The sequence below is a fragment of the Peribacillus sp. NPDC096540 genome, assembly GCF_050278525.1.
In the GTDB taxonomy this organism is placed as follows: domain Bacteria; phylum Bacillota; class Bacilli; order Bacillales; family DSM-1321; genus Peribacillus.
This window is the reverse complement of record NZ_JBNNTG010000020.1, coordinates 46,813-60,481: the sequence shown is the minus strand read 5'-3', so window position 1 is coordinate 60,481 and position 13,669 is coordinate 46,813. Positions and strand designations below refer to the sequence as shown.

Here is a 13,669-nt window from a genome sequence, read left to right as displayed (position 1 = left end):
AGGTTTTAAGATTTAGGTGGGAAATGTAGTTTTATTTTCATTCATGCTGTTCAAAACGAAGTGGGCCTTAGGAACTGGTATGTTCTTGGATATTAGGGGGTAAATAATAGTCCATTGTCTTGTTGGGTTAGATTTTGCTCGACAAAAGGGATAGTATAGTTTAGAAATAAGGAAATGGTGGAGAAATTAATTTAACAATTTTCTAATAGAGCAGATTTAATGATTAGTAAAAGAACAATAATCCATGGTGTTCTTTTCGCAAACGGACCATCGTTTTACCAATGGTTCTAGAATTATTTATGAAAGGGGATTTACTTCAATGTAGTAAAGCTCTTATGTGGGAAAGAGTAATAAGAGAATGGGTATAAAAGAGCCAAACTGTTTTAAATCTGATTAATAATACCTGCTTTGTTTGATTTAGGACACATGCTATTTGTCCAAGAACCTTGCTGTTGGTTTAAGAAGGCCACATTTTCAGTGGCCTTTTTTAAAATCTGAATTTGTCAAACTTATTCAATGTGTAAAAATTATACTATTATTTTTTTTTCTCTTTTAGCCATTCGAGCATCTTTTCGTCATTTTTATTATTCTGGCGTTTGTTTTCTCTCCTGAGGTACCTTGAAAGGGTAGTATGGGCAATGCCAATTTCCTCTGCCGTTTTCCTAATGCTCATGTTCAGTGAATCCATAGTCTCTATCATCGTTTCCGGAGACAAGCTGATTTCCTCCATTCCAAAATTGAATGACTGTTGGATGTCTATAGAAGGTGTCGCTGAGGGCATATCCAAGATCAATCCTGAATCATTGGAGACAGCTGATTCAACTTGAGCTAATTCTAAGTTCTCGGAAAGAGAATACGGGTTTTCTTGATCGATTAGGTTCATTCTTTCTAGGATTTCTTCATTGACAAGCCGGTTGGAGTTGATCATCAGTTTTTTTTGATTTTCTCTTACAACCATCTCTGTAGGTAAAATGATAACATTGACCTTTGACCAGTAATTGTTCACCCAGCCTTTTTTTCCAACCCGTTCTTCGTCAATCTCTTCGCTATAGGTCCAGCTCTCAATCACGCTGTCCGCTTTTAATTGATCTAAAACGTTTTCGAATTTATCCCTGATTTGTATCCCGTTATATCTGGATGAGAAATCCATCACTTTCAATAGTGTAGACACTTTAAAGGGCTGCTGCAGAGTCCGTTTAAGGGTCCTGATTTTCCACTGGAGGTTTAAGTATCGGGTCAATCGTTTATGTTCCCTTTGAGTAAAGTGGCTGTATTGGAATACTTTCAGATCCAATACTCCAAGTGATTGGTTTGGTCCATCCAGGTAGGGGGTTAAGATAGGGGAGGGTTTCACTTGCACCGCATAAATCCCTTTTGGCTGGCCCGTCTTTTTATCATAGGCAACTCGCATTTTTCCAATCTCGAACATCCTTTGAAAGTCCTTGAATTCATACAGTTCATTGTCCTGGATATCTTGTGTCTGTACTACTTTTACCTGTTCATCACCAAGAGATACCCATATGCTTGAAAGGGCTGCCACCCGTTTCATGATATTGAAGCGATCCTCTTCACGAAAATCAATTTCTCTGCCATGGGCAGACCGTTTCTTTAAATTCCTAAGGCGGAGGGCATCATTACTATGAAATTCGATATATCCGTCCGGGCTCTTGGGTGTCACCATCCATAAGTATGTAATTAAATCAAAGAGGTCGGCTGTCATTTCATCCAAGGAATTGATGGTGGATTCAATCAGCTCTAGCCACATTTCCTGCTGATCGGAGGTGATCTCGGTTGTTTGTAATTCATGGGGACGGAGTTCAGCCAAACCCCTGAACTTTCCTCTGTTGTCGATTATCTCGGTTGCCAAAAGACCAGTCTCCCCTTCTTTGAAGTCCTTTTTCTTCGTTACGATGTCTCTCATTAAATGAAAATCCATATCCATGCTGGAATAAATGTAATCCCGGTGGAGGGCTTCATCAATTTTTTCTTCGTTTACGCTACGCTTAATTTCATCTGTAGGAAATTCATTGATAAAGTGTCCGGCTAAAATGACCTTTATTGTGTCTTTATAGGCATTCACAGCTTTTTTTATCATATTTTTGCTGATAGGTTGTTCAAAGTATAATGTCTGGGTGAACAAGGAGTAGAGGGCGCGAAAACTTAATCCCATTGTATAGTCAGGAGCCTGTTTCCTCATTTCTTCCTCAGTCATATGGTAGGCTTCCTGTTTCCATTTCTCCAGAATATAACGCCGGTCATTAAATAAGGCCTTATTTTCTTCGTATATTGATATTTTTAAAAGTTCATAGTTTAAAATCAGAGAATCAGGTATGTTTTCATACTTCATCGATAACATCCTTTCTAGTACATGCAAGGCATTCTATAAAACTAGTAAACGTGGTGCATTCTATTAAATTCAAACAATAATGCACCACTCCTTTGCTATTATATCAAGGATTTATGGTTTATCGTAATCAAAATGCACCAATTAGTACACAGAGACCGCAGTTTTTTTAGAAAAAGCACCAATATAGTTCAAATTGGAGCAATCATTCTGGTATGTTCATTAAATAAATGTAAAGTGAATGCACCAATTCATCTTATGTCATACATCCGTAAAATCATCTGCGTAACAAATTGAATAAAGGAGATTGGAACAATGTGCACCAAACGCACCGTTTTGTTTGAATTTGAGCGGAGTCTGCATATAAAAACCAATCTTAAATGCACCATTAGTGACACATGAATGGTAAGTTGAGCGGAACCTGTATACTAGATCAATCCATTGGTATATCTAGCATTCAATCATTTTTGTACAAACATCATTCATAAGAACCCTCCTGTGAAATTTCAATTTGAGCGGAACCTGTCTGTCTGATATGCACCACCTTCTTATTTAATTGAGCGGAACTTGTGTAGCATTTATCAGAAGAGAGGTACCTCAAACCCCTGCCATTACAAGGTTTTCAATGTTATTTTCTATTCCGTACTTTACTCAAAAATGGAACATTTCGACTCATTTCGGTGCAATACATGAGCGGAACTTGCATAGAAAAAAAAAAGTGATTTTTTTTTACCCCTTGGGGCTCTAAGCTTCAAGGGGCTTTTTTTTTTGGTGCATTTCCCTTAGAGAGCACCATTTTACAAAATTCGATTTCGCTATACTGATAGGAGCAAAAAAATGTACGACAACTAGTGATCATCCCAGCGATTGTATTGAGGCCACGGCCGTTAAAAGATAGCCAGAGACATGGATCGTTTTTTTGCACCACTAATTAAACTTCATAAATTCAAAAGGAAGAAGGTGACATAGATGGGGATAAGGGAAATTGGGAATAAAACAGGCCATGTCGTTTCAATCGTTGAAATCATGCAGTTCATGACCCATAACAGTCTTTTTTTATATAAGAAAAAGGGCTCTACTGCCCTCTCTGAAAGAATGGCAGCCTATGAGGCACGGGAAGGCAGTAATTCACACAAGAAGGGCGCTGTCTTTGTCTCTCCATCGAAAGCTGACCTTACAGAGGGGAAAGGCTATGTTGTCACCTCATATGAAACCCTCCAGGAGAAACATCAAAAATTGACTCACTGGACACCCAACACCTATCGCGGTGGTACATACTATGACTTCAAGAGGCGACTGGTCAAAGGTCATACCCGTGAAAATCTGAAGCAGATCAATGTCATGGGCTTTGATATCGATACGAAGGAAGTAGATCTGTATGCGCTTTATTTGGGCTGTGAGGAGCTGGGGCTGCCTCGTCCTAACCTATTGCTGGAAACACCGAGAGGTTTCCAGGTCTTTTATGTTTTAGAAACGCCATTTTATATACATAATAATCAAGATTACAAGTCTCTGAGAGTAGCAGAACGATTGTCCGACAATATTCGTAAAGCCGTTTCTAAGTATGTACCGGTGGACAAGAACTGTGTGCCTTTCGGCTTTTATCGAATTCCCAGGGAAGATAATGTCCTGGATTTCTTTGACGAGCCCGCAAACACTAGAGAACTTCTTGCTTGGTCCAAGCAATTCGAAAAACAGGAAAAAAGAAGCTTCCTTCGGGTGGTGTACGATAAGAACGATTCAGCATTCGACCAAACGTCTTCAGATTGGTATCGTGCACTAATCCTTTCGACAGGCATCCAAAAAGGGTATCAAAGCGCAAGCCGTAATAATGCCCTGATGACGCTTGCCCTTGCCAATTATACGAGTGGCCGTCCCTTTGAAGAAGCCTATGATGAACTGGACCAGTTTAATAGCCAATTGGACCATCCTTTGAAGAAAAGTGAGTTCGAGCGCACGTTGAGGAGTGCGTATTCCGGTAAATATAAGGGCGTAAAGCGCGCCTATGTAGATGGATTGTTGGAACTATGGACAGACGGCTACGTTCAATTCCAAGGTAAAGAAGGCTGGTATAAATTCAAAAAACCACGCGAAGAGCGTGTCCGTTCCCATTATGATGAAAGGGAAGAGGACATCCTTGCCTATTTGACGGTACATACGAGCCCTGTAATGCCGTTTTTAGAGGGCTCTTTACCCATGCTTGCCAAAACCTTCGGGATGGCCGTATCAACGCTAAAAGAAGTTTTAAAGCGCTCCACTAAGGTAATCAAGCATTCTATTGGTCAGGGTAGGGGTGCCTACACCCAATTAGCGAGCCGATCGATGATGTTCAGGAGTTTGTTGCTGAAGCGCCAGGAACGGATTAAACATGCGCAATTGACATTTTCTGAGCTATTGCCTGAACCGAATTCATATCCACAAATGCTGACCTTTCCTTCCTTACAATCAGAATTGCTTACCTATGAGGTGGATATTCTATATAGGTCAGGGGCTTCGCCTCCTGGGAAAAGACATCTGAAATTAATAAGCCAGTCTGCCATTACATATCTATAGTATCCTCCGTGTTTCATTCTGTTGGTTTTAGTTGTTTATTTAGTATGGCATGACTTTATTAGTTTTATTTTGATTTCTGTTCTTATTGGGTGTGGAGTTGTTAATATTTGCTAAATTATTTAGGGGATTTTCTTTTTTTTGAGTTGTAAGTGTTAGAGATGAAGAAATCATTTGGGTGAGGGTTTCAATTGGTTTTTTTCAAGTAAAGTAATATGAGTGATTTTTTCTTTTATTTAGATGGCTGTATGTATGTTTATTATTTGTTGATCTGTAATATTGGTAGAAAATTTTATATATATTCGTTTTATGAATTTCCAATAATTCAGGAATTATATAACTTACAAGTTAATCTATTTATGTTAATGTTATGGTTAAACGATGCATTAATAATTGAGTAATTAATGGGTATAAAATATGTTCACTAGCTCTTCCTCTAAATTTCCATTTTGGATGTCTTCAAAGTAGGCAGGATCTGTTAGCGGACCTACATTCCCTGTACTCTATTTTTGTGACACTACACCTTTTGAGTGATATATGGGAGAGGGTGGTTGGGTTTTATGTAAACTGATGATGTGAAGAAGGTAAGAGAGTTTAAAATAGATTCTGTTCTCTTTTCTAGTTTTGAAAGAGGGGGAAGATATATGAGTTGAAAATGGACGACAAAATTCTAGCTCAGAGTGAAATGGCATTACTACTTTATGAGTTTCTTACTAAGCTAATTGTCATGCAGTTGAAGAGGATTAGTAAGAGATTATTATTACCAAAGAATAGAGTCGATAAATTGTTTGGGCTCCGTTGATTATTTTGGCCCTTTTTAAGAGTAAATATAACGCAGAACATCCTGATATGGGGATTGTGGGAGTGGTGGATCGTTCTATTGATTGTTTTTGGCCGTACACAGCAAAAAGCTATTTAGCGAAAGTCATATGATGGTACTAAATAAGAACTATAATCATGTAGGTGCGCTGAAAGTTTAGTTGATTGAATGTTTAGCTATTTCAAAGAGAGACGAGTAACCAGATAAATAGTAGGAAGCAGATGAATTGTTGCAGTAGGACATTTAAAAATATTTGTAAGCGGTAGAAGGGTTTTCAAGTGTTTTTCTGCGTCACTCTAAAAGAGCGTGGTTGGTATGGATTCACCTGTTGAACAGAAGAAAAATGTAAATCCTGATGATTTGATTACATATTAGGGGGAGCGAGAATGGCTAAGAAAATAGGTGAAAGAGAAGAATCTCTTTTTGTTTCTATCCACGATTTAGTTTTTGTGGATGTATCGTACCTTGAAAAGTACATTTTCTTAAAGGAAGATGGTACATCCTCCAGTAAACCGTATATTTCAAAACATATGAAGATACTAGAGAAGGAAGGTTACGTTAAATCCTTTCCTTTGGCAAAAGAGGGGGACTACGGAAGGAATCAGCTTGTTTATACGCTTGATACGAAAGGTGTCCAAGAGGTCAAGGAAATTCTGGGAGAAGCCGAGTGGGATGCCCGTTGGTCGAACCGGACGCCTACTTATATCTATCATTCATTACGGTTGTCGCATTTACAAGCCATCTATGCAAGTATAGGGGGCAACCCGGATATCACGTATTATGAATACTTCTCTGAACGGCGGGCCTATCGCAACTATGGTCAGCCGATTATAGATACTACCGGGAAAGAGAGATTTCCGGCGCAAACCGTCATTCGTCCTGATGGAGCTTTTATCATGAAAAGGACCACCAAAGATAGAGATTATTATCTCCTTTATTTTGTGGAAATGGAAAGAAGCCGTCAAAGGGCAGAAGTATCGATGGAAAAATTAAAGAGGTATAACGCCTATTGTGCGAAGAATACCTATAAAAATGATCCCACCTGGGGCGTAGAAATCGCCGAAGTTAGAGTCTTGTTCGTTTCTGATAAACCGACGGAAAGAAAAAGGTTGATACAACATACAAGATCAGTGAATACAAAGGAAATTAATGCCGTCTTATACGGTGTTTATGAGGAATTGTTGACTAATCCATACGGTGATAATTGGATGGCAAAAGATTCCAAAAATCCGGATACGTTTTTTTCGTTAGAAAAGAAAATAGAAATAAAATGAAAAATCATTAATAGGCAATAATTCTTCCAATGAGTTTCCTAAGCAGCTTTAACATATTTGTTTCTTGTTTATAAGGAATACAAAAAAGGAGACTTACTTACCAATTAAATGAAAAAAAGATCAATCTCTTGTAGAAATTGACCTTTTTTCTAATAATTATACAAAAATATTAGTTTCTTGGATCTACATAATCTGGATAATCCGTAATAATTGCGTCAACTCCCATATCTAATAGGAAATCTGCTGCTTTTTGACTACGTACTGTCCATAATCCAATTTTCATATCAAGATAGTGAACTTGATTCACTAATTCTTTAGTAACAATTCCATAGCTTGGGTTAAAATAGTCGGCATATGTTGAAAATTCCTGTAAGGCTTGTTCTGTTGTGTCAGCTCTTGACGATGTTAACACACCGATTGGAACTTTAGGAACGAGATCATTCATTTTTTCCATTGATTCATGGTTAAATGATTGGATAATAATTTTTTCATTTTGTGGTTTTTCAAGATTTCGTTCTTTTATTTCTTCAGCTACACTTTCTTCTATCCCAGGATATAGCTCTGGAGCCTTTAATTCTATTAATATTCCAATTTTCCCGTGGTAACGATCAAGTATTTCATCAAATGTTGGGATTTGTTCACTTGCAAATTGCGCACCTTTCCAGCTGCCCGCATCAAGGCTTCTTAGTTCTTCAAATGTGAAATCACCAACCTTTCCAGATCCATCCGTTGTATCATGGATAAGTACTAACTCTCCATCCTTGCTTCTTTGAACATCAATTTCAATATAATCTGCTTTCATTTCTACTGCTTTATCATAAGCAGCAATCGTATTTTCAGGTGCATATGCTGATGCACCACGATGGGCAACATTATCAACCTTTCTTAAATCTCCTATTGTTTCTGCTGCAAAAGCTTGACTTAGTGGACTGAATAACAGCGTAAATGCTAACCCGGAACCTGCCAATAATTTTTTGTTCATGTTCTCCATCTCTAATCTAAAATATGTATACAACTATAATTATAGAAAAGAAATGTTGACGCATTATGGAATTATATTTACATCTAAATAATGATTTTGTTAAGGAAATTAGGCATTTCAACTTATTTTTATTTACAACTCTACTATTTTAGTAAAGCGTATATGAATGTTACATGGCAAGATAATAAACAGAGGAGAGAATGGAAAGAAGCAATTGTCTTATATGATACAAAACAGATAGATGTGAAAACAAATAACTGCGAATCCACTTCAACTAATGAGGTGGATTTCTCTTTGCTTGAAAGAAGAACAGAATTGGATAGATTAGTGAAACGAAATTGATGAAAGCGGTAGCCGGTTATTAGGTAGGAAAAGATGTAACGGATCCCTATGATAGATTAGTGGGTAACTAACCAAACCGAGAGGATGCAGAACGGGGCATTGAAGGACTTTAACAAATAAGAAAGGCTCCATCACCAGAAAAAAGTGAATTGTTTTCTTTATAACTTAAGGAGATAAACGTATGGCACCCCTATGAGTTGAATACTCTAGTTTCGTTGACTAGAGAACCTTTTAGTATATTAATGCATATAAAAAGATAGGGACACTGGCACTTTTTATATCATTGACATCTGTTAAATAATCATTTTAGTGGATTCTGACGTTTTTTAATAAAAGAGTAGGTTTAATGTTTGTTTTCTAAGTAAAACACTTCAGTGGTACGCTGTTGATTATAGTAACTGCTTTTAACGCTTTTGGTTTAGCTGTGGTATTGTTTTCAAAAATGTCTTATAGTAACAATTTTTATTGTATTAATATAGAGGGTTAATAATTAATAACTCTTATCGAGAGGTGGAAAATATGAGGGCAGATGCCGTTTTTGAAGGTGGCGGAGCCAGGGGAATTGCTTTTGTTGGAGCGATTCAAGCTATGGAAGAGGTAAAAGTAGAATGGGTAAGACTGGCTGGAACATCAGCGGGAGCTGTAATAGCTGCTCTTTTAGCAAGCGGCTATAAAAGCTATGAAATTAGAGACCAATTGAGTGAAATTGATTTTTCAAAGCTTCGAGGGAGAACGATTTTAAATCGGATTCCTATTTTCGGTTCTTTTTTAGAGCTTATGGTTCATCTTGGAATTTACAAAAATGACTATTTGGAAACATGGATGGATTCACTTCTTTCAAAAAAAGGTATTAAAACATTTGCAGATCTTCCTGATGGAAAGTTGAAGATTATTGCTTCTGATGTTTCGAATGGCCAAATGCTCATTTTGCCAGATGATTTGGGGCGCTATAGTATGACTCCTGCTGATTTAAAAGTTTCAACTGCCGTTATGATGAGTGCATCCTTGCCATTTTTCTTCCGTCCAGTTATTTGGAAATCAAAAGACCGTAACAAATCCTACATTTTAGATGGTGGTTTACTTAGTAACTTCCCAATATGGATATTTGATACAACAGAGCAGCCTCGTTTTCCAACATTCGGATTCCATTTTGTTAAAGATGAAGTTAACATAGATGCGGTTATACCAACGCCGATTCATCTTTTCAAAAATATATTTAAAACGATGCTTCAAGCCCATGATTTACGGCATATGGACGAAGAAACGATTGAACGCACGATTCAAATTCCAACTGGTCACATCAACGCGACTGATTTTGAACTGAATGAAGATGAAATTGACTTTCTCTATAAATCAGGTTATACCTCTGCAAAAGAATTTTTGTCGAATTGGGATTTTGAACAATATAAGATCAAACGAATAATAAAGAGAAAAGAATAGATAGAGTAAAGAAAATGCTATCGCTTAAAAACGGATGCAAAAGTGGTACAAGCTGAGCTGTTTACAACGGCGTATTTTCTTATTTAAACGATGTAGGTTAGCACTTGTAGGCTTAGTGACAGGTTTTTTGCTCTAGACCCGCAAAGTAGAGTTTTCATCATTTTGATCGGAGATAAAACCAGCTTATATCCTGTCAAGATATTAGCTGGTTTTTTGTAATGAGCACTTAGCTGTGAAAAGAGCGCAATCTTTACTCCAGAAAAGCTCCCTTTAATGGAATAACAAAAATAGAAATACAGATGCAAATAAGCTTATTATATTGAACTAACGCTCCGTTACTTTAAGTGCATAACTTCATAATCTAGATTTTATAATAGTTCCTGATCTATTAATAAAATGACCGTAACCACTAAGAATAAGTCGCCATTAAAACGGCAGTTGAAAAATTTTTATATTTAGATATCATTTAGATTAAATTGACTTTTAAATTTGAAAATCTCATCAACAGCTTTGTGATACCCACCCGATTTTTGAAAGGATTCCCTAATATTTGCAACAGCTTTTTTGAAAGATGGGTGGTTTAACACATGATCTACGGTTTCAAGTAGTTGATTTGGAGTCAAGCTTTGCATTTGTAATTTAATTCCGGCTCCAATATTGGAAACTTGTTGGGCAATTAACGGCTGATCAGCGCTTTGTGGGATTACAATTAGCGGAACCCCGTAATAGAGACCTTCATGGGTACTGTTCATTCCTCCATGTGTAATAAATAATTTAGTGTATTTCAGCACCTCAGTTTGTGGAACATAATTTTTTACAATGAAGTTTTTAGGAATCTCCCCTAAATCAGATATTTGAGCTTTTTCCCCAATAGACATGACAAGGGTATGATCAGTGTTCCCAAATGCCTTAAAGCAAAGCTTATAGAAATCAATTGCTTGGTTAAAGACAGTACCCAGTGAAATGTAAATTGGGCTTTTTCCCTTGATTGAAGTAAGGTCGAAGTTTTCTTGCGTTAATCGTGAAGAGAGGGATGGACCTACAAATTTGTAAGTTTGGTCAAATGCTTCTCCAAAAGGTTGAAACTCCCTAGTAGTATAAACAATTGTAAGTGGTGCAGGATTACAAAAAACTTCGTAAGGAGAATGAATCTTCACATCATATTTTTCCTTTACCATTACCGTCAGGCTTTGAAATTCATCGTTTATAGGTTTAATTATTTCTGTAGGAATGTTTTTAGAAAGCTGTTCGAACATTTTATCGAATGATGTTTTTGTCTGTGCAAAAGAAGTACAAGAATTAATTGCTGGAAGTTTAAGTATTTTTGCAAGTAAATATCCACAACCAAACATAGAATCGTGGATGATATAATCAAAATGTTCCCCTTCAATTTGCTCCAGAACACTTGGTATCACGATATCTGCCGTAAGCAAAAGACCGTTGATTCTTTCGAGTAAATAATTTCTTCCACCTGAGATAAAGGCTTTTAAAAATTTTTGAACATCAAAGGTTCTTACAGTTGCCCCCGTCTTCTCAATACGCTCTCGAAAATCTTCGATTGTAAAGTACACTACCTCTTCTCCACGCGAAATAAGCTCTTGTACAACTCCAATAGTTGGATTGACATGTCCTTCTGATCCAGCATTAATAAACAAAACACGTGCCATTATAACCACTCCTTAGATAAAATGTGTTCTTTAGATATGTAAGAGTTAGGGTCACTGTCCCATACCATTGCTCAACTCAAATAATGGAATTAAATGTTAATCATAGTGCAATACTTGAAAAACCCAAACTTTTAATCACCCATGTAATCTAATATTGATACCGCATCAAACAAATTCATTTAAAAGTAGTGCTATTTTCAGTAAATTGCCCGTTTGCTTAATAACAATTATTTCAAATTACCGTCATTTTCATAAGAGCTTACTCAATTTATGGCCCGTTTGCTGAATAACATAACTGCCATGTTATTACATACCATTACCAAAAACAAGTATTTTTGTAACGATTGATTACTGCTTCACTTGCCTTTGATGTCACTTTAGGAGCTAATTTGCGTTTATTTTAAGTGCTATTTTGCACACCCAGAATTAAAACCCAGCTACCTTCACACGTAGGGGGGGAATTGTGCCTTACCTAGGCTGTGAATACCAAATATTTACAGAATATGTTCAATATGAGTGAGGGATTCACACCAGTATGGAGAATATGTGAAATAACAGTCATGATAGTGTGAAGGGAATGTGAATTAATGAAAATAAAAGAGGTAATAGACGAGCTATCCATGACAGGAAGTACAGTAGCCAAGGTTACAAAAGACAAGGCTAAGATTGGGGAGAGGAGATTAAAGGAAGCAGTGCATAATGAAGGTTATGAGTATCGGAACAAAAATCCTAAAGGCTGGTTTTATGCAGGGGAAGGAGAACAACTCCTTTATTAATCAGTGTTTGAGTTTATTAGCATACAGACTAGTTTACCCGATGTGAAACAGAATTCACCTAGAAAACCACAAGGTATTTCTCTCGATGTGAATAGCGTAAGAAACCCGTGTGAATATAATATTCACACGGGTTTCACGCCAGAAGCAGCAGCAGTATTGAGGGAACTGATAAGGGGATATGTCCTTGATGATCAGCATAAGGGCAGCCCAGGAGATAGAGCCGATCTTTATCAAGGGTTAGTCACTTTAGACAAAAAAGGCGATAAAGTAAGGAAAACCAATGTCATAAACCGAGAAGTTGAGTCCTTGCTAGATAAGTTCGCAGACCAACAGAAGTTTATTAAGAGTGATCTCATAGAGATAGCAATATTGGATTTAATTAAAAAATATCAGTGAATCATAATAAGAAGATACAGGAGCCCTATTCATAGTATTTTTAAAGTGAAGGGCTACTATTAGGGGTTTAAGACCCCCCTAACAGTTTTTCATTCCCGTATAAATAAGGACCGCATCTCTTAAGAATTTAGCTATTCCAGGTTGTTTAGCGTCATAGTATGAAGTGAATCTTTCATCGTCTACATATAACTGGGCAACTCCTGCATGTGCTTCTTTTGTATAGTTATCCCAATAAAAGCTTAAACACTTACGATGTAAATCAGCTCCTTTTTGAGCTAATTCTCCAGCAGGGTCACCAGTTTGGAACGCAGCATGAAGCGTTTCAATCATCTCTGTTTCAAGTTTTGTAACCTTTTCATATTGATCTTGTGACATACCTTTAACTTTTTTATTAGACTTGTTAACCGCGTCATCACTGTATTTCTCACGAGCTTCCTTGCCATATTTCATTTCATTGTCATCAACTAACTTCTGCTTAAACCCTTCAAACTTTTCTTTATTAGACATTGTAACTTTCCCTTCTGTTAACGAAATGGTTTTATCAACATTTGAAATCAGTAAATCCAATTGATTTCTTTTTTCAAGAAGCTTCTGGCGATGTTCTCTCAGTGCTTTCGCTCTATCAAAAGAGGGTGCGGTAACTATATCTTTAATTCTTTCTAAGCTAACACCTAGCTCTCGGTAAAAAAGTATCTGTTGTAGCTTATCAACTTCATCTCGACCATATATGCGATATCCTGATGAGTTAATTTTTGCTGGTTTAAGAATCCCAATCTCATCATAATATCGCAAAGTCCGAGTACTAATACCGGCTATCAATCCTAATTTTTGCACTGTATATTCCATTGTCGTTACCTCCTAACAAGATAACTATAAACATTTACGTTGCGTTAAGGTCAATAGGTATATGAATTATTTTAAAGTGAATAAACGGGCAGTAGAACCCAAAATAAGTGCGTATCTGCATCTTATCGACTCATGTTTCTGTCGTTTACCGTGCAATCAGCAGTTGGTGCGACTTGGGTTAAAAATGTTACGAGGGTAAAGCGTTAGGCCAAAAAGCTTTTTGAATATTAGT

9 protein-coding genes are annotated in these 13,669 nt (G+C 37.0%); 5 read left to right on the top strand and 4 right to left on the bottom strand.

All coding sequences use genetic code 11. The annotated features are described in order from the left end of the window. Positions 1 to 535: 535 nt before the first annotated feature. Positions 536 to 2,347 carry a helix-turn-helix domain-containing protein gene (locus ACQKMR_RS17210; RefSeq protein WP_427698382.1) on the bottom strand — a complete coding sequence of 604 codons (1,812 nt, stop codon included), beginning with the start codon at positions 2,345 to 2,347 and terminating at the stop codon, positions 536 to 538. Positions 2,348 to 3,313: 966 nt separating this feature from the next. On the opposite strand from ACQKMR_RS17210, the gene ACQKMR_RS17205 reads away from it, so the two are divergent. Together ACQKMR_RS17205 and ACQKMR_RS17200 are read left to right on the top strand one after the other, a co-directional pair. Beyond that, positions 3,314 to 4,897: a primase C-terminal domain-containing protein gene (locus ACQKMR_RS17205; protein WP_427698381.1), complete on the top strand. Its 1,584-nt coding sequence runs from the start codon at positions 3,314 to 3,316 to the stop codon at positions 4,895 to 4,897. A 1,203-nt stretch (positions 4,898 to 6,100) separates the two neighbouring features. Next, complete coding sequence (locus ACQKMR_RS17200; RefSeq protein ID WP_427698380.1) at positions 6,101 to 6,988, top strand: replication-relaxation family protein; 888 nt, start codon at positions 6,101 to 6,103, stop codon at positions 6,986 to 6,988. 169 nt (positions 6,989 to 7,157) lie between these two features. Here the strand turns inward: ACQKMR_RS17200 and ACQKMR_RS17195 are convergent, their stop codons facing one another. After that, positions 7,158 to 7,970 (bottom strand): glycerophosphodiester phosphodiesterase, encoded by an 813-nt coding sequence (locus ACQKMR_RS17195; RefSeq protein ID WP_427698379.1) that lies wholly within the window; start codon positions 7,968 to 7,970, stop codon positions 7,158 to 7,160. A gap of 861 nt (positions 7,971 to 8,831) precedes the next feature. Here ACQKMR_RS17195 and ACQKMR_RS17190 point away from each other — a divergent pair. Beyond that, complete coding sequence (locus ACQKMR_RS17190) at positions 8,832 to 9,752, top strand: patatin-like phospholipase family protein (protein ID WP_427698378.1); 921 nt, start codon at positions 8,832 to 8,834, stop codon at positions 9,750 to 9,752. Positions 9,753 to 10,207: 455 nt separating this feature from the next. On the opposite strand, the gene ACQKMR_RS17185 is transcribed toward ACQKMR_RS17190, so the two are convergent. Next, a complete protein-coding gene (locus tag ACQKMR_RS17185) occupies positions 10,208 to 11,419 on the bottom strand; it encodes a macrolide family glycosyltransferase (protein ID WP_427698377.1) in 1,212 nt (403 codons plus the stop codon). Between the two features lie 587 nt (positions 11,420 to 12,006). Between ACQKMR_RS17185 and ACQKMR_RS17180 the strand changes: the two genes are divergently transcribed. Next, positions 12,007 to 12,195, top strand: a complete 189-nt coding sequence (locus tag ACQKMR_RS17180; protein ID WP_427698376.1) for a hypothetical protein — start codon at positions 12,007 to 12,009, stop codon at positions 12,193 to 12,195. A gap of 87 nt (positions 12,196 to 12,282) precedes the next feature. After that, on the top strand, positions 12,283 to 12,591 hold the full coding sequence (locus tag ACQKMR_RS17175; protein WP_427698375.1) for a hypothetical protein: 309 nt from the start codon (positions 12,283 to 12,285) through the stop codon (positions 12,589 to 12,591). Between the two features lie 78 nt (positions 12,592 to 12,669). Here the strand turns inward: ACQKMR_RS17175 and ACQKMR_RS17170 are convergent, their stop codons facing one another. Next, complete coding sequence (locus tag ACQKMR_RS17170) at positions 12,670 to 13,437, bottom strand: MerR family transcriptional regulator (RefSeq protein WP_427698374.1); 768 nt, start codon at positions 13,435 to 13,437, stop codon at positions 12,670 to 12,672. Positions 13,438 to 13,669: the final 232 nt, after the last annotated feature.

Excerpts from the sequence above, each read along its gene's own strand:
- ACQKMR_RS17200 (WP_427698380.1), top strand. The coding sequence starts at position 6,101 with ATGGCTAAGAAAATAGGTGAAAGAGAAGAATCTCTTTTTGTTTCTATC.
- ACQKMR_RS17180 (WP_427698376.1), top strand. The coding sequence starts at position 12,007 with ATGAAAATAAAAGAGGTAATAGACGAGCTATCCATGACAGGAAGTACA.
- ACQKMR_RS17170 (WP_427698374.1), bottom strand. The coding sequence starts at position 13,437 with ATGGAATATACAGTGCAAAAATTAGGATTGATAGCCGGTATTAGTACT.
- ACQKMR_RS17205 (WP_427698381.1), top strand. The coding sequence starts at position 3,314 with ATGGGGATAAGGGAAATTGGGAATAAAACAGGCCATGTCGTTTCAATC.
- ACQKMR_RS17210 (WP_427698382.1), bottom strand. The coding sequence starts at position 2,347 with ATGAAGTATGAAAACATACCTGATTCTCTGATTTTAAACTATGAACTT.
- ACQKMR_RS17185 (WP_427698377.1), bottom strand. The coding sequence starts at position 11,419 with ATGGCACGTGTTTTGTTTATTAATGCTGGATCAGAAGGACATGTCAAT.
- ACQKMR_RS17190 (WP_427698378.1), top strand. The coding sequence starts at position 8,832 with ATGAGGGCAGATGCCGTTTTTGAAGGTGGCGGAGCCAGGGGAATTGCT.
- ACQKMR_RS17195 (WP_427698379.1), bottom strand. The coding sequence starts at position 7,970 with ATGAACAAAAAATTATTGGCAGGTTCCGGGTTAGCATTTACGCTGTTA.